Origin of the sequence: Arthrobacter sp. ES3-54, assembly GCF_029504395.1 — a bacterium.
Taxonomy (GTDB): Bacteria; Actinomycetota; Actinomycetes; order Actinomycetales; family Micrococcaceae; genus Arthrobacter.
Window position 1 is genome coordinate 18,957 of sequence record NZ_JAQFIF010000002.1, and the last position, 15,177, is coordinate 34,133.

Here is a 15,177-nt window from a genome sequence, read left to right on the forward strand (position 1 = left end):
GCACCGCCCCTTCTCCCTGACATGGGCTCATATGGCAGCAGCCGGCGGCCGGCGCGATCCCCTGGCCGGTCGTCATTGGCGGCGCCCTCCAGCTTCCGGGTCGCCGGTTAGTGGGGCACCTACAAAAAACCCGCCCCGCCGCGACCGTACAGTCGATATCACTAGTCCGACATCCGCAGCAGCACCCGACAGGAACGCCATGACGCAAACCGACCATCCCGCCACAGCCAGGACCCCGCGCCGCCGGAGCCGCTGGAATGCCACCGACCTTGGGCTCATCGCCGTCTTCGCCGCACTGGTGGCCGGTTCGGCGCTGATCGCCGCTATTCCGGTCGGGGGTCTCGGCGTGCCGATCACGCTGCAGACCCTTGCCGTCATGCTCACCGGACTGGCCCTCGGCCCGGCCCGGGCCTTCGCCGCCGTCGGCCTCTATTTGCTCCTGGGTTTAGCGGGCCTGCCGATCTTCAGCGGTGGCCGCAGCGGGCTGGGCGTCCTCGCCGGGCCCTCCGCCGGCTACATCATCGGATTCCTGTTTGCCGCCACAGCCGTTGGCTGGCTGGCCGCCGTCGTGCTGGCCCGCACCGCCAAGCGCACCGGCAAACTGCGCCCCATCCTCCTGTTCGCTGGCGCCATGGTGAGCAGCATCGTCTTCATCCACGGCCTGGGCATCCTGGGCATGATGGTCAACGCCAAGCTGGACTTCTCCAAAGCCTTCCTTGCCGATCTCGCGTTCTATCCCGGCGACATCATCAAGAACGTCCTGGCCGTCAGCATCGCCCTGGCCCTGCACAAGGCCTTCCCGGATCTGCTGCTCCGCCGCGTCCGGACGGCTGACCCCCGCCCGTGAGCAGCATCGTCCTGGACCGCGTGAGGGTGCGGGTGTCGGTTGACGGCCGGCCCGCACCCAAGACGCTGCTCCAGGAGCTTTCGCTGGACCTCACGGAACGGCGGGTCGGGGTAATCGGGGCCAACGGCTCGGGGAAATCCACCCTCTTGCGGCTCCTCAACGGGCTCGTGGCACCCAGCGACGGCACCGTGCGGGTCGACGGCGCCGATACCGTCCGCTCGGTCCGGGAGGTCCGCCGGCGCGTGGGCTTTGTCTTCACGGATCCGCTCTCCCAGCTCGTCATGCCCACCGGCCGCGAGGATGTGGAACTGTCCCTGCGGCGCTCCATCCGCAACGGCACAGAGCGCCGGGCCCGCGCGGAATCAGTCCTGGAAAGGTTCGGCCTCCTGCCCCTGGCGGACCAGAGCATCTACGAGCTCTCCGGCGGCGAACGCCAGCTCTTGGCGCTGGCCGCGGTCCTGGCCGTCGATCCGGCCGTGCTGGTTCTCGACGAGCCCTCCACACTGCTGGACCTCCGCAACCGCGAACTCCTGCGGCGCACGCTGGCCGGACTCCGCCAGCAGGTGGTCCTGTCCACCCACGACCTCGATCTGGCCCTGGATATGGACCGCGTCCTCGTGGTGGAGGACGGGAAGGTGGTGTTCGACGGCGGACCGGCGGCCGCCGTCGCGCACTATCGCGCCCTTAGCGCTGCGGGCCTGCCTGCACCCGGTGGCGGGCCAGCCGGCGGCGGGGGGCTCGACTTGCGTGGCGGCGGCTTGGCCGGCGGCGGGGGGCTCGGCGGCGGCGGACTTGAGCGGGCCGTGCCGGAACAGGCCCGGCTGGAGCAGTCGTGAGCAGCCACGGCTTTCTCCTCGCGGCGTACGTGCCGGGCAGGTCCCTGATCCACCGGGTGCCCCTGTGGCTGAAGTTCCTGCTGGTCCTTGGGTGCGGAATGGCGTCGTTCCTGATCGCCGACTGGGCCGTGTCGGCCGCCGTGCTGGCGATGCTGTGCGGGCTGTTCCTGCTCAGCGGGGCGGGTCCGGCCCGGCTGTTGCGCGCCGTGCGCCCGGTCCTGCCGGTACTCCTGGCGATCGGTGCCTTCCAGTGGTGGCAGCTGGGCGCACCCACGGCCGCCAGGATCGTGCTGAACATCCTGGTCTGCGTTGTCGCGGCCTCAATCCTGACCGCCACCACCTCGGTGCAGGCGCTGCTCGACGGCGTGGCGTCCCTGGCCCGGCCGTTCCGGCGCTTCGGCGCGGATCCCGAACGCTTCGCCCTGACCATTGCCATCATGCTCCGCAGCATCCCCTTCGTGGCCGGGGCCTACATGGACGTGCGCGACTCCGCCCGGGCACGCGGGCTCGAACGCAACCCGCGGGCTCTTGTGCTGCCTGTCTTCATCAGCACGGTGGCCTTCGCCCGGCAGACCGGCGAAGCCCTCGCCGCCCGGGGACTGGGCGAGCCGGAGGATCCCGAGGATTAGCTCCTAGGGTGCCTGGACTGGCTGCCGCGCCGGGGTGGCCAATGGGCATGCCCTCCCGTGGCCGCAGCCAGTGGACATATGGCCCCAATGTCCACTGCTCGCGCCGAAGAATGGGCATGTCCCAATCAGGTTGTCTGCGGAAGAACTGCCCCGCAGGTTCAGAAAATGGGCATGCCCTCCCGTGGCCGCAGCCAGTGGACATATGGCCCCAATGTCCACTCCTGCCGCCCAAGAATGGACAGGTCCCAATCACGTTGCCCGCGGAAGAGCTGCCGCGCAGGTTCGGAAAATGGGCATGCCCTCCCCTAGCCGCAGCCAGTGGACATATGGCCCTAATGTCCACTCCTCGCGCCGAAGATTGGGCATGTTCCAATCAGGTTGCCTGCGGCAGGGCTGCCGCGCCGGGTTGGCCAATGGGCATGCCCTCCCGTGGCCGCAGCCAGTGGACATATGGCCCCAATGTCCACTCCTCGCGCCGAAGAATGGGCATGTCCCACCGAGGCTGGCGTGGACATGTTCGTCCCCGGCGCCAGCATTTGGCCGCCTCAGACGCCCCGAGCTTGGCCGGCGGCCTCTGTGTCCTGAGTCGGCCCGTTGCGGGAGCGCTTCCTGACGACCACAGTCCGAAGTTGATCTCGAAAGGTCAAACTGCTGCTGCGGCTGACCACGATCACCGAGCACAGGCCGGTGAGCAGCACGATGGAGCCCCCGGCGGCAACCGACCAACGCGCGCCGAATTCAGTACCAATCCAACCCATCAGAGGCGCCCCGAGGGCGGTCCCGCCCTGCAGGACCGCCAGATACAGCGCCAGCACCCGCCCCCGGAATTGCGGCTCCACCGAGAGCTGGATACTCGTATTGCAGCTGTTCAGGAAGGTCATTGATGCAAGGCCCACCGGAATTAGGACGGCTGCATAGAGCCAAAACGAAGGGGACACGCTGCCCACGAGCGTGAAGAAACCCAATCCGAGGGCACCGCCCAGCACGAAACGCAGCCGCGGACCGGACCTGCGGGCCGCCAGCAGCGCACCGGCCAAAGTCCCCACGGCCATGATGGAGCCCAGGAGCCCGAACTCCCCCGGCCCCATGCCGAATTCCGCGGTGGCCATCAGTGCGTTGGTAATGGCGAAATTCATGCCGAAGGCTCCCAGGATCCCGACCATGACGAGAATGAGCACCAGATCCCGGCGTCGACTTACGTATGCCAAGCCCTCGGCAACCGGATGCTTGCCATTGCGTGCCGGCACTGTCGGGAACAGCCCGGACTGACGTATTCGCCACAGGGAGATGATGACCGCGGCGAAGCTGGCTGCGTTGAGCAGGAAAACGGGTCCCGTGCCGACCCAGGCAATGAGCACACCGGCGATGGCGGGCCCAGTCAGTCGGGCAGTGTTAAAGGAAGCGGAGTTGAGCGCCACGGCATTTGAAACGTTGTCCTGCCCCACCAGCTCGGAGACAAAGGCCTGGCGGGCCGGTCCGTCAATAGCGCTGGCCACCCCGAGGCACAGAGCCGCCACATAGACCTGCCACAACTGCGCCGAACCGGTCAGGACTAAGAGCCCGACCAGCAGTCCGCACAGGCCCATGGCCGTCTGCGTCCACTTTAGGATCACCAGTTTGCGGTACCGGTCCGCAAGAACGCCCGCGTACGGGCCAAGGAGAAGCATCGGAAGGAACTGCAGTCCTGTCGTGATGCCGACGGCGGTACCCGAGTGGTCGGTCAACACCGTCAGCACCAGCCAGTCCTGCGCCACTCGCTGCATCCAGGTGCCGATGTTGGACACCAAGGCCCCGCCGGCCCACATCCGGTAGTTGCGGTTCCCCAGCGCCCGGAACATGACACTCATCTGGCGCTCAACTCCTGCATAATGCGAGCGGCGCGGCTCAGCGTCAGACGATCCTCGTCACTCAGCACGGCGACCCGCTGCGCCAGCCATGCTGTCCGCTGGCTGCGGGCCTCGTTCAGGACGGCCTCACCGGCCGGAGTAATCCAGACGAGAACCTGACGGCCGTCCTCGGGATGCGCTGACCGCGACACAAACCCCTGGTCCGTCAGCGCGTTGACTATCCGGGTCATCGATGGCGCCTGAACATGCTCCAGCTCGGCCAGTTCGCGAAGGGTTTGGGAGCCGCTTCGAAGATGTGCCAGGACTGTGTACTGTCCCGGCGTAAGAACGTCACCGCTTGCCTCAATGCGGAGCCGGCGGGACGTGCGCATGACGGCTGTCCGGAGCTCGATCGCCAAAATATCGGGTCGGATGCTATCCCCTGCGTAATGGGGATCGTGGGTGGTGGTCATGGTGCCTCCAGGGCCTGCCCGGCCGAAATAGTTAGCTGCGCTAATTAGCAATGCTAATTACTATTCTACTCGTCTATCGGAGAGAAAGAGCATAGCCACTGCTGGGAGGCCCGAGCCCAATCTGACGGCACCGCCCTTCGGCGTTCAGGGTGCGGTGGGGCGGACTGGGTTCTGCGTCAGTCGGCACCTAGTCCGGGTCACGTCACTGCGGTGGCGTTCGCAGGTGACCCGGTGCCTCCGGTGATGTTCAGCGGTTTGATGCTGATGAAGGCGTCCCAGCGGCCGGTGGTTTTCCGGTGTCGGCTGAGGGGCCCGAGCCGCCACAGTTCGCCCAGGGGCATGCCGAGTTTGGCGAGGAGTTGCTGGTGCATCATGCCGTGGTCGTTCGGGGCGGAGTGCAGGAAGGGGCTTCCGGGTACGGCGGGCAGGCATTCGAGGGCGAAGTTATCGGCCGCAACTCGCCAGTGGACATGCCCCTTCCGCGGTGCCAGGGCAGGGCATGTCCGCACCGGGCAGAGGGGCATGCGCTCCCCTGCCCGCAGCCAGTGTACATGTGGCCCGCATGTCCACCAGACGCGGCGAAGAATGGGCATGTCCGTTCCGCGGTGCCAGGGCAGGGCATGTCCGCACCGGGCAGAGGGGCATGCGCTCCCCTGCCCGCAGCCAGTGGACATATGTGGCCCGGATGTCCGCCAGACGCGGCGAAGAATGGGCATGTCCCCGGGGAGGGTCAGGTGAAGCGCGTGTACCCCAGCAGCGCGGCTGTGCCCATGCCGCCTGCAATGCTGATCATCGCCAGGGCTAGCTGGCCCGGCTGACCGGACCTGCGCGCCTGTGCCAGCAGCCGGGTGACCAGCACCGCGCCCGAGGCTCCATAGGCGTGGCCTAGAGCCAGGGCCCCGCCGTCGAGGTTGGCCTGCTCCGGGTCAATTCCCAGCTGGTCAAAACAGGCGAGCGTTTGGGCGGCAAAGGCCTCATTGAATTCCACCAGGCCCAGGTCCGCGGCCGTCAGCCCGTGTGCCGCGAGGAGCTGTTCGGCTGCTGCGGCCGCGCCGACGCCCAGAAGCTGCGGCGCCACCCCGGCGGTGTTGGTTCCCAGCACGAGCAACCCGTCCGCGGCGCCCAGCCGGCGGGCATGTTCCACGGACGTAATGACCACGGCGGCGGCGCCGTCGGCGTCGAAGCACGAGTTCCCGGCCGTTACCGTGCCACCGCTGGCAAACACGGCCGCGAACCGGGCCATCAGGGCAGGGCCCAGACTCGGTCTGGGACCGTCGTCGGCTGTCGCGGCCGCCCCGGAGCCCGCGGCGAGGGGCACAATCTCGCCGTCGAACGTCCCGGCAGCGGCGGCGGCCAGGGCACGATGGTGGCTGCGGAGCGCGAAGGCGTCCTGGCGTTCCCGGCTGATGCCGAAGTGGGCGGCGACGTTCTCGGCCGCCACTCCCATGTCGGGATCGCCGAGGCTAAGAGGTGCGAACTGGGCCCGGGTGTAATAGTCCGGGCTGCCGTCGTCGTTCCGGTGGGCCCGGAGCGGAGCCGTGCTGATGCTCTCGACCCCGCCGGCCAGGTACAGGCCGCCGCCGCCCGCCGCGACCAGCCGGGAGGCCAGGACGATCGCGTCCAGACCCGAGCCGCATTGCCGGTCCACCGTGACGCCGGGCACGGTGACGGGTAGGCCGGCCTCCAGCGCGGCGAGCCGGGCCACGTTCCCGCCGCCGCCCACGGCGTTGCCGATCACGACGTCGGACACCGACTCCGCGGCGAGGTCGCCGCCCGCCTCGGCGAGCAGGCTGCGGAGCACCGGGGCCAGGAGTTCGTGGGCGCGCAGCTTCTTCAGGGCCCCGTTGGCCCGGCAGAGCGGTGTCCGGCGCGCGGCGATGATCACCGGCTGCCGGTCCTCCGGCAGCAGCCCGGGGAAGGACGGTCCAGGGAATGCCAGCCCGAGTGAAGACGGCCCGGTTGAAGCCGTCCCCCTGCCCACGCGCGGCTCAGCCAAGGCGCCGGATCCTGGGATCGTTCCGGACTACCCAGTCGAGGAGCAGTTGCCGGCTGATCTTGCCCCGGTCCGTCAGGGGCAGCTCCGTCAGCGCGAAGTACTCCAGGGGGCGCTTGTTCCGGGCCAGCACATCGTCGATCCCGGACCTCAGCTGGGTGGCGGTTACCGCCCCGTGCGAGGGCACCACGCCGGCCACGACGCGCTGGCCGCGGAGGTCATCTGCCATGCCGGCGGCCACGGCCGCCGCAACGCCGGGGACGGAGGCCAGGGCCATCTCGACTTCGTGCGGGTAGACGTTGGTGCCGGCGGTGATGATCATGTCGGAGCGGCGGCCCAGCATGTGCAGGGTCCCGCAGGAGAGGTACCCTTGGTCCCCCACGGTGTACCAGCCGTCGAAACAGCGCAGCGCCTGGCCGTCGTCACCCCACAGGTAGCCGTTGCTGACCATGCCGCTGCGGACGCAGATGTTGCCGTCGCCGCCGTCCGGGAGCTCGGCGCCGTGATCATCCAGGATGCGGATATCGACGCCGGGAAAGGGCTTCCCGATGCCGGTCCCGCCCGGCTCAACGGGTTCACCCGGACGCAGCCCGGCGCCCGAGACGAAGCTGAGCTCCGATGCTCCGTAGTATTCGAAAATGGTGGCGTTCGGTGCCCAGCGCCGGGCCGCTTCCAGTGTCCGGGCGTCCAGCTTGGAACCGGCGCAGATGATGCTGCGGATGCCGGAGGCATCGACCCCGCCCGCCAGGCCGCGCTCACTGAGCAGCCGGAGCATGGTGGGCACCAGGACCAGGCGGGTGATGCCGTCATGGCGGACCGCCGCGTGGGCGGCGCCGACGTCGAAGTGGTCCAGGCTGTGGAACTCCGCGCCGGCGTACAGGCATTCGGCGAGGGCGTAGAGGTTCAGGCTTGCCGCGAGCGGACCGGGGGCCAGGGATCTGTCATCCTGCGTCAGCCCGAAGAATTCAATGGAGGCCTCGAACGATTCCTGCCACGACCGCCGCGAGCGGGTGAACGCCTTGGGCACCGAGGTGGTGCCGGAGGTCAGGCCGACCAGGAAGGAGGTGTCGGGCGGCCCGTCAACGAGCCCAATGCCCGGCTCAGTGCCCAGCCCGGTCCCCCGAGATGCCGGCAGCGCCGATACCGGCCCCGCCGGTACCGGCCCCGCCGGGCGCGGATCCGCCGCGCCCGCTTCCATCCGTGCAATGCGGGCGGTGATGCCGTCCTGCAATTGCTGCGGCCAGGCCGGATCCAGCACGGCGCACTGCCGCTCACCAGCGACGGCCGCCGCGAACACCACGGCGAAGCGGGTTGAATTTTGCTCCGACAGCACGGTGATGGCAGGCGCCGAGGGCACCAGCGCCGCCGCCTGGTCCCGGAGGCCGGACCAGCTGAGGTGCTCTCCGGCCACGACGACGGCTGTCTCGTCGGGACGGTCATCGGCCCAGCGCTGGAGTCTGTCGAGAAAAGGCATCGCACCAACTTTACCGTTGCCGGGCGCCCCGGCGGCCTGTGCGGGATATTGTGACTCCATGAGCTTTAACGACAACGCCCCGCTGGATCCGTCACAGGTCCAGGACCGCCGCGGGATGGGCCGCGGCCCCATGATCGGCGGCGGGATCGGCGGCGGCATCATCCTGCTGCTGGCAGCCCTCTTCGGCATCAACCCCCAGCTCCTCGAAGGCCTGGCCGGCACCGCCCAGGACCCCCAGTCGCAGAGCCAGGGCTCCGCCCCCGCCTGCCGGAACGGCGCCGACGCCGACGCCCGCCTCGACTGCAGGATCACCGGCACGGTCAACAGCCTGAATGCCTTCTGGCCGGCCTACCTGGCGCAGTACAACACGAAGTACCCGCGGCCCGATGCCGTGATCTTCGCCCGCGCAACCAACACCGGCTGCGGCGCCGCCACCTCAGACGTGGGACCGTTCTACTGCCCCGTCGACACCACGGCATACTTCGATCCCGGCTTCTTCCAGGAACTCGTCGACCGCTTCGGCTCCTCCGGCGGCCCGCTGGCACAGGAATATGTGGTGGCCCACGAATTCGGCCACCACATCCAGAACGTCCTGGGTGACCTCGATCGGGCTCAGCAGGATCCCCAGGGCCCCGGCTCCGGGGGTGTCCGGGTTGAGCTCCAGGCCGACTGCTATGCAGGGCTGTGGGCCCACTATGCAACGACGCAGCCGGACCCCAAGACCGGCCAACCCTACCTCGAGCCCTTCACGGACAAGGACATCCGGGACGCCTTGTCGGCCGCATCGGCCGTGGGCGATGACCGGATCCAGAAGGCCGCCACGGGCCGCGTCTCACCGGAAGCATGGACCCACGGCTCAAGTGCCCAGCGGCAGAAGTGGTTCTACCAGGGCTACAAGACCGGGGACATCAACAAGTGCGACACGTTTGCGGTGGCAACGCCGTAGCCCCAAACCCCGGCCCCAAGCCGGTAGTCCCAAAGCCATAGGTCAACTGCGTGGCCTCATCCGCGTCGCGGCCAGCGCCGGACTGGGACTTCGACGTAGCTGAGGAATCCGGCGTGGCCCAGGTGCCGGTGCTTCGGGTGCCACACCGGACGGTACTCGTGCCCGAACGGATCGGTCACCCGGACTGTGTCCAGCTGGTGATTCCCAGCCAGGAGGCGGTCGACGTCGGCCAGCGCATTGCGCCGCGTCGAAAGCCCGTCGATGTCCAGGCTCCAAAGCCCCAGCTCAGCATCCGTTCCGCGTTCCAGCTGCAGAGTCTCGAACAGTCCGGCCACCAGCCCGGCGAGCCCGGCCGTGTCGGCGCGTTGGAGCCGGTGCCCCTCCGGGTGGACGTCGCGAGCGTCGGCCAGGGCCTGGCGCAGCCAATGGAATTCCACCGACCCCAGGGGCGGTCCCATCCTCAGATGGCGGTGCTTGTCCAGCTCGAGCCGGAACGTGGTGGCGCCGCGGTCAATGATGCACCGGGCCTCGCCGACATATTCAAAGTCGGCCAGGAGGGCTTCCCTGGAGCGGTAGTAGGAGAACTCGCCGCTGTCCTCCACAACCACAAAGTCCCCGCCCGCGCCGGAGGGCCGCGATGGTGCAGTGGCATCCATTCCGGTGTGCCTCCTGTTCGACTGTGTGCCGGATCTGCTGCTTGTTTCCGCGTGGACTTGTTGTCTTTATCAGACCACCGCCACGCCGTTAAGGGAACGCCGGATGGCAAGACGACGGCGGCCCCACCTCAGTGAGGTGGGGCCGCCGTGGTTCATAGCCCGGGCCGTGCCGGCCCGTCGGTGCGTGTGGAGCTACGCGTGGGGACCTAGATGTTGAAGCCCAGAGCGCGCATCTGGTCGCGCCCGTCCTCGGTGATCCGTTCCGGACCCCATGGCGGCATCCACACCCAGTTGAGCCGCCATTCATCGACCACCCCGTCCAGCGCCTTGCCGACCTGCTCCTCGATGACATCGGTGAGCGGGCAGGCGGCGGTGGTGAGCGTCATGTCGATCAGCAGGGCGCCGTCGTCGTCTGAGTACTTCAGACCGTACAGCAGGCCCAGGTCAACGATGTTGACCCCGAGCTCCGGGTCGATCACATCCTTTAGCGCCTCTTCGACATCCTCGAGGCCCGTGCGGGCCACATTGAGTTCGGTCATCGCGGAGTCCTAACTACGCCTGGGCTGCAGCCGAGGCGGCAGCGATGGTGGCCGCCCCTGCGCCGGTGGCGTAGCGGTCGTAGCCTTCGTCTTCGAGGCGGTCGGCGAGCTCCGGGCCGCCCTCTTCCACAACCTGGCCATCGACGAACACGTGCACGAAGTCCGGCTTGATGTAGCGCAGGATCCGGGTGTAGTGCGTGATGAGCAGGGTGCCCATATTGCCTTCGGCGTGCGCGCGGTTGACGCCCTCGGAGACAACCTTGAGCGCGTCGACGTCGAGGCCGGAGTCGGTCTCGTCGAGGATGGCGAACTTCGGTTTGAAGAGCTCCAGCTGGAGGATTTCGACGCGCTTCTTCTCGCCGCCGGAGAAGCCTTCGTTGACGTTGCGCTGGGTGAAGTCGGCATCGATGCGCAGCTGCGCCATGGCCGCCTTGACGTCCTTGGTCCAGGTCCGCAGCTTCGGTGCTTCGCCGTCGAGCGCGGTCTTGGCGGTGCGCAGAAAGTTGGTCATGCTCACGCCCGGGACCTCGACGGGGTACTGCATGGCGAGGAACAGACCGGCGCGGGCGCGGTGGTCGACGCTCATCGCGAGGACGTCCTCACCGTCGAGCGTGATGGTGCCGGAGGTGACGTTGTAGCGCGGGTGCCCGGCGATGGTGGACGCCAGCGTGGACTTGCCGGAACCGTTCGGGCCCATGATGGCGTGCGTCTCACCGGTCCTGATGGTCAGGCTGACGCCCTTCAGGATTTCCTTCGTGCCCTGCTCGGTGTCAATGCTGACGTGCAGGTCCTTGATCTCAAGAGTCGACATATATCTTGTTCTCCTCTGCACCGTGCCCTCCGGCACCGTGCGTTTTCTTGGCGATAAGTTTTCTTGTGCGAGTTGCCGGCTGCAGGCAGCTAGCTGAAGTTTGGAGCCTCGGCGCCGTTCAGGACGTTGGTGAAGTCCACGTAGACCTCGTCATCCAGGACGGTCACGGCAAACACGGGAACAGGATCATAGGCTGGCAGCTGGAGCGGCTCGCCGCTGCGCAGGTCGAACTGGGAACCGTGGCCCCAGCACTCGATCTTGCAGCCTTCAACCTCTCCTTCGGAGAGGGAGATGTCCGCGTGCGAGCAGGTGTCGCCGATGGCGTGGATCTCCCCCATCGAGTCCTTCACGATCGCTACGGGGTAGTCGTCGATCAGGATCCGCAGCGCCTGCTTGAGTTGGATCTCGCTGGCGTTGCAGACTAGCTCGCCCTTTGGCTGTTCAGTCATTGATGTGTTCCGTGTTCTCTCGTGCTGCGCACTAGTGGTTCGTTGCCGCGAGTTCGCGCTCGACAGCTTCCGTGAGGCGCTCTTCGATGGCCGGAACGTTGATCTTCTGGATGATCTCGTGCAGGAACCCGCGGACCACCAGGCGGCGGGCCACCTCTTCCGGGATGCCACGGGCCATCAGGTAGAACAGGTGCTGGTCGTCGAAACGTCCGGTGGCGCTGGCGTGGCCGGCGCCGGCGATCAGACCGGTCTCGATCTCAAGGTTCGGCACGGAATCGGCGCGGGCACCGTCGGTCAGGACCAGGTTGCGGTTGGCCTCGTAGGTGTCGGTGCCTTCTGCTTCCTTGCGGATCAGAACGTCGCCCACCCACACGGTGTGCGCGTTGCGGCCCTGCAGGGCGCCCTTGTAAAGGACGTTGGACTTGCAGTTGGCCACAGCGTGGTCCACGAACAGGCGCTGTTCGAGGTGCTGTCCGGCGTCGGCGAAGTACAGGCCGAACAGTTCCACTTCGGCGCCCGGGGCGGTGAAGCGTGCCGAGGGCGTGACGCGCACGAGGTCGCCGCCGAGGCTGACAACGATGTGCTTGAACTTGGCGTCGCGGCCGAGCTTGACCTGCTGGGAGGAGGCGTGCACGGCGTCGTCGTTCCATTCCTGGAGCGAGATGACGGTCAGCTGCGCGCCGTCCTCCACGACGATTTCGACGTTTTCCGAGACGACGGCGGTGCCCTGGTGGTCCAGGACAACGACGGACTTGGAGAACTTCTCCGCGACGATCACGACGTGCTGCGCGGAAGCCTCGGTGCCCTGGCCGGTCAGCAGTACGCTGACCTCGCCGTCCACCTGGACCTCGGACGGGACCGTGAGGACGGTGGCCTCGGCGAAGTTCTCCCAGGCGTTCGCGGAAACGCGGTCCTCGGGGATGGCGGCGGAGCCGATCCGGCTGTCGTCGCGGCCGACGGTCTCAACCCTGACGCTGTCCGGAGCGGTGACGCTCACGGACGGCGCCGCACCGTTGAGGACCTCGGTGTGCAGCCCGCGGAGGCGCTTGAGCGGGGTGAATCGCCAGTCCTCTTCCATGCCGGTCAGCGGCTTGAAATCCGCCAGCTTGTAGGAGGTCAGGCGGCCGGCGCGTGAGCTGTCCGGAACACCGACGCCGCCGCCGTGCGAGTGGCGCTTGACGGCTTCGCCGGCCAGCGGCGATTTGGATTCCGCCGCGTTCAGCGGTGAAAGGCTTTCGCCTTCCTCGGTGAAACCGTTGATGAACGGCTGGGCTGAGGGCGCGCCGATGCGGGCCTTTTCAGTAGTGATGTCAGTCATTAACCGACCGATCCTTCCATCTGCAGTTCAATCAGTCGGTTCAGCTCGAGGGCGTATTCCATCGGCAGTTCGCGGGCAATCGGCTCGATGAAGCCGCGGACGATCATCGCCATGGCCTCGTCTTCGCGCATGCCGCGGGACATCAGGTAGAACAACTGCTCTTCGCTGACCCGCGAGACCGTGGCCTCGTGGCCCATCGTGACGTCGTCCTCGCGGATGTCGATGTAGGGGTACGTGTCCGACCGGCTGATGGTGTCCACCAGCAGGGCGTCACAGCGGACCGTGTTGGCCGAGTGTTTGGCGCCTTCGCGGACCTGGACCAGGCCGCGGTAGGCAGCTCGGCCGCCGCCGCGGGCCACGGACTTGGAAATGATCGAGCTCTTGGTGTTGGGCGCGATGTGGACCATCTTGGAACCGGTGTCCTGGTGCTGGCCTTCGCCGGCGAACGCGATGGACAGGGTCTCGCCCTTGGCGCCTTCACCCACGAGGTAGACGGCCGGGTACTTCATGGTGACCTTGGAGCCGATGTTGCCATCGATCCACTCCATGGTGGCGTTCTCTTCGCAGATGGCGCGCTTGGTGACCAGGTTGTACACGTTCGTGGACCAGTTCTGGATGGTCGTGTAGCGGACGCGGGCGCCCTTCTTCACGATGATTTCCACGACGGCGGAGTGCAGCGAGTCCGAGGTGTAGATCGGCGCGGTGCAGCCTTCGATGTAGTGGACGTAGGAGTCCTCGTCCGCGATGATCAGCGTGCGCTCGAACTGGCCCATGTTTTCCGTGTTGATGCGGAAGTAGGCCTGCAGCGGGATGTCCACGTGGACGCCCTTGGGCACGTACACGAAGGATCCGCCGGACCAGACGGCCGTGTTCAGCGAGGCGAACTTGTTGTCGCCCACCGGGATGATGGTGCCGAAGTACTCCTGGAAGATCTCCGGGTGTTCGCGCAGCGCGGTGTCGGTGTCCAGGAAGATGACGCCCTGCTGTTCCAGGTCCTCGCGGATCTGGTGGTAGACAACCTCAGACTCGTACTGGGCGGCGACGCCGGAGACGAGGCGGCTGCGCTCGGCTTCCGGGATGCCCAGCTTCTCGTACGTGTTCCGGATGTCCTCGGGGAGGTCTTCCCAGGTTGCGGCCTGCTTCTCGGTGGACCGCACGAAGTACTTGATGTTGTCGAAGTCGATGCCGGACAGGTCCGCGCCCCAGGTGGGCATGGGCTTGCGGTCGAAGTACTTCAGCCCCTTGAGGCGGAGGTCGAGCATCCATTCCGGCTCGTTCTTCTTGGCCGAAATGTCGCGGACAACGTCTTCATCGATGCCGCGGCGGGCGTTGGCGCCGACGTCGTTCTTGTCGGCCCAGCCGTACTCATACGTGCCGATTCCGTGGAGCTCGGGATTCTTTTCCAGAATCTCCGAAATCACAGTAGAGTCAGCAACCTTTTTCTCTGATAGTTGGTCCGTCATCACGGCCTTTCTTGGAGATGGTTGGATACTTCGTCCGGGTTGACCGGGGCTGCGGGACTGGGAGTCCCGACGGCGGCCGGACGGCCCGTAGGTATGTGGGTGGTGCAGACGTGGCCGCCGCGCGCCAGGGTGGACAGCCGGCGTACATCGACGCCAACCAGCCGGGCGAACATTTCGGTCTCCACGTCGCAGAACACGGGGAACTGGGCAGCCAGGTGCTGGATGGGGCAGTGCCCCTGGCAGAGCTGGACGCTGGAGAGCGCGGCCGGCAGCGGCGCCTTGGCCACAAGTGACTGCGCCGAGGCCACGAAACCGTCGCGGCTCAGCGCCTCGGAGAGAGCCTGGGCGCGGGCCGTGATGTCCGGTCCGGCCTGCTCGATCTCGGGTGCGTAGCGGCGCTCCATGTCGGCGAACCGCTCGACGGCGAACTGCCGCACTGCCTCGGGGCCGGCCGCCTCGCTGAGGCGCTGCAGTGCGACGGAGGCGATATCGAGGTAGTCGTTGCCCAGGGTCGACTGGCCCTGAGAGCTCAGGACGTAGCGGCGGGCGGGCCGTCCGGCGCCGGCTCCGGCGCGGGCAACCCGCTTGACCTCAATCACCCCGCTGCGCGCGAGGTGGTCGAGGTGGCGGCGCACGGCTGCCGGGGTGAAGCCCAGGAGGTCGCCGAGTTCGGCTGCGCTGATGGGTCCATGCTCCAGCACCGCGTTCAGGACGCGGTCACGCGTGCGCTCTTCGGCGTCGTGGGTGTGGGTGCCGGCGGCCGCGGGAACGACGTCGGGTACGGCCGCCACGTGTGCCCGGGCGGACCCGACGCGCGCGGCGCCGCGCCGCCCTGACGGGGCTGCGGACGCAGAGGGGCTCATGGAATACACAACACAATCATGTCGTAATTTACTCCGGCATTCCAGTAAGGCATG

General features: G+C 67.5%; 15 protein-coding genes and 1 pseudogene. 4 read left to right on the forward strand and 12 right to left on the reverse strand.

Annotated elements, in window-relative coordinates; all coding sequences use genetic code 11:
- Positions 1-199 precede the first annotated feature (199 nt).
- From M2428_RS03185 to M2428_RS03195, 3 genes are read left to right on the forward strand one after another with little or no spacing between them, the layout of a single operon-like run.
- The gene (locus tag M2428_RS03185; protein ID WP_277523662.1) at positions 200-847 is read left to right on the forward strand and encodes a biotin transporter BioY; all 648 of its coding nucleotides are present in this window, start codon (positions 200-202) and stop codon (positions 845-847) included.
- Positions 844-1,683 (forward strand): ABC transporter ATP-binding protein, encoded by an 840-nt coding sequence (locus tag M2428_RS03190; RefSeq protein WP_277523663.1) that lies wholly within the window; start codon positions 844-846, stop codon positions 1,681-1,683. Before M2428_RS03185 ends, M2428_RS03190 begins: the two co-directional genes overlap by 4 nt.
- Positions 1,680-2,312 carry an energy-coupling factor transporter transmembrane protein EcfT gene (locus tag M2428_RS03195; RefSeq protein WP_277523665.1) on the forward strand — a complete coding sequence of 211 codons (633 nt, stop codon included), beginning with the start codon at positions 1,680-1,682 and terminating at the stop codon, positions 2,310-2,312. Before M2428_RS03190 ends, M2428_RS03195 begins: the two co-directional genes overlap by 4 nt.
- 545 nt (positions 2,313-2,857) lie before the next feature.
- Here the strand turns inward: M2428_RS03195 and M2428_RS03200 are convergent.
- The 5 genes and pseudogenes from M2428_RS03200 to M2428_RS03220 form a co-directional block, all read right to left on the reverse strand.
- Positions 2,858-4,159: an MFS transporter gene (locus tag M2428_RS03200; protein WP_277523667.1), complete on the reverse strand. Its 1,302-nt coding sequence runs from the start codon at positions 4,157-4,159 to the stop codon at positions 2,858-2,860.
- Positions 4,156-4,611 (reverse strand): MarR family transcriptional regulator, encoded by a 456-nt coding sequence (locus tag M2428_RS03205; RefSeq protein WP_277523669.1) that lies wholly within the window; start codon positions 4,609-4,611, stop codon positions 4,156-4,158. Before M2428_RS03205 ends, M2428_RS03200 begins: the two co-directional genes overlap by 4 nt.
- A 197-nt stretch (positions 4,612-4,808) precedes the next feature.
- Positions 4,809-5,069: pseudogene (locus tag M2428_RS03210) on the reverse strand (cyclase family protein); the annotation flags it as partial.
- A 272-nt stretch (positions 5,070-5,341) separates the two neighbouring features.
- Positions 5,342-6,550 carry a thiolase family protein gene (locus tag M2428_RS03215; RefSeq protein WP_277524517.1) on the reverse strand — a complete coding sequence of 403 codons (1,209 nt, stop codon included), beginning with the start codon at positions 6,548-6,550 and terminating at the stop codon, positions 5,342-5,344.
- Positions 6,551-6,599: 49 nt separating this feature from the next.
- The gene (locus M2428_RS03220) at positions 6,600-8,078 is read right to left on the reverse strand and encodes an AMP-binding protein (protein WP_277523670.1); all 1,479 of its coding nucleotides are present in this window, start codon (positions 8,076-8,078) and stop codon (positions 6,600-6,602) included.
- A 58-nt stretch (positions 8,079-8,136) separates the two neighbouring features.
- Between M2428_RS03220 and M2428_RS03225 the strand changes: the two genes are divergently transcribed.
- A complete protein-coding gene (locus tag M2428_RS03225; RefSeq protein ID WP_277523672.1) occupies positions 8,137-9,024 on the forward strand; it encodes a neutral zinc metallopeptidase in 888 nt (295 codons plus the stop codon).
- Positions 9,025-9,080: 56 nt separating this feature from the next.
- On the opposite strand, the gene M2428_RS03230 is transcribed toward M2428_RS03225, so the two are convergent.
- The 7 genes from M2428_RS03230 to M2428_RS03260 all read right to left on the reverse strand — a co-directional run bounded on the left by M2428_RS03230 (position 9,081) and on the right by M2428_RS03260 (position 15,132).
- A complete protein-coding gene (locus tag M2428_RS03230; RefSeq protein ID WP_277523674.1) occupies positions 9,081-9,680 on the reverse strand; it encodes a hypothetical protein in 600 nt (199 codons plus the stop codon).
- A gap of 206 nt (positions 9,681-9,886) precedes the next feature.
- Positions 9,887-10,219, reverse strand: a complete 333-nt coding sequence (locus M2428_RS03235; RefSeq protein WP_056434018.1) for a metal-sulfur cluster assembly factor — start codon at positions 10,217-10,219, stop codon at positions 9,887-9,889.
- A gap of 13 nt (positions 10,220-10,232) precedes the next feature.
- Positions 10,233-11,030 carry a Fe-S cluster assembly ATPase SufC gene (gene sufC, locus M2428_RS03240; protein ID WP_277523679.1) on the reverse strand — a complete coding sequence of 266 codons (798 nt, stop codon included), beginning with the start codon at positions 11,028-11,030 and terminating at the stop codon, positions 10,233-10,235.
- Positions 11,031-11,119: 89 nt separating this feature from the next.
- Positions 11,120-11,479, reverse strand: coding sequence for a non-heme iron oxygenase ferredoxin subunit (locus M2428_RS03245; RefSeq protein ID WP_223917407.1), 360 nt, complete (start codon positions 11,477-11,479; stop codon positions 11,120-11,122).
- A gap of 31 nt (positions 11,480-11,510) precedes the next feature.
- Positions 11,511-12,797: a Fe-S cluster assembly protein SufD gene (sufD, locus tag M2428_RS03250; protein WP_277523686.1), complete on the reverse strand. Its 1,287-nt coding sequence runs from the start codon at positions 12,795-12,797 to the stop codon at positions 11,511-11,513.
- Positions 12,797-14,260: a Fe-S cluster assembly protein SufB gene (gene sufB, locus M2428_RS03255; RefSeq protein ID WP_090577773.1), complete on the reverse strand. Its 1,464-nt coding sequence runs from the start codon at positions 14,258-14,260 to the stop codon at positions 12,797-12,799. The genes sufD and sufB overlap by 1 nt, the downstream gene beginning before the upstream one ends.
- Positions 14,260-15,132 carry a MarR family transcriptional regulator gene (locus M2428_RS03260; RefSeq protein WP_277523689.1) on the reverse strand — a complete coding sequence of 291 codons (873 nt, stop codon included), beginning with the start codon at positions 15,130-15,132 and terminating at the stop codon, positions 14,260-14,262. The genes sufB and M2428_RS03260 overlap by 1 nt, the downstream gene beginning before the upstream one ends.
- Positions 15,133-15,177 lie beyond the last annotated feature (45 nt).

What these genes read in the sequence shown, in the direction of transcription:
- M2428_RS03185 (WP_277523662.1), top strand. Translation starts at nt 200, where the DNA reads ATGACGCAAACCGACCATCCCGCCACAGCCAGGACCCCGCGCCGCCGG.
- M2428_RS03200 (WP_277523667.1), bottom strand. Translation starts at nt 4,159, where the DNA reads ATGAGTGTCATGTTCCGGGCGCTGGGGAACCGCAACTACCGGATGTGG.
- M2428_RS03205 (WP_277523669.1), bottom strand. Translation starts at nt 4,611, where the DNA reads ATGACCACCACCCACGATCCCCATTACGCAGGGGATAGCATCCGACCC.
- M2428_RS03220 (WP_277523670.1), bottom strand. Translation starts at nt 8,078, where the DNA reads ATGCCTTTTCTCGACAGACTCCAGCGCTGGGCCGATGACCGTCCCGAC.
- M2428_RS03225 (WP_277523672.1), top strand. Translation starts at nt 8,137, where the DNA reads ATGAGCTTTAACGACAACGCCCCGCTGGATCCGTCACAGGTCCAGGAC.
- M2428_RS03230 (WP_277523674.1), bottom strand. Translation starts at nt 9,680, where the DNA reads ATGGATGCCACTGCACCATCGCGGCCCTCCGGCGCGGGCGGGGACTTT.
- M2428_RS03235 (WP_056434018.1), bottom strand. Translation starts at nt 10,219, where the DNA reads ATGACCGAACTCAATGTGGCCCGCACGGGCCTCGAGGATGTCGAAGAG.
- sufC (WP_277523679.1), bottom strand. Translation starts at nt 11,030, where the DNA reads ATGTCGACTCTTGAGATCAAGGACCTGCACGTCAGCATTGACACCGAG.
- M2428_RS03245 (WP_223917407.1), bottom strand. Translation starts at nt 11,479, where the DNA reads ATGACTGAACAGCCAAAGGGCGAGCTAGTCTGCAACGCCAGCGAGATC.
- sufD (WP_277523686.1), bottom strand. Translation starts at nt 12,797, where the DNA reads ATGACTGACATCACTACTGAAAAGGCCCGCATCGGCGCGCCCTCAGCC.
- sufB (WP_090577773.1), bottom strand. Translation starts at nt 14,260, where the DNA reads ATGACGGACCAACTATCAGAGAAAAAGGTTGCTGACTCTACTGTGATT.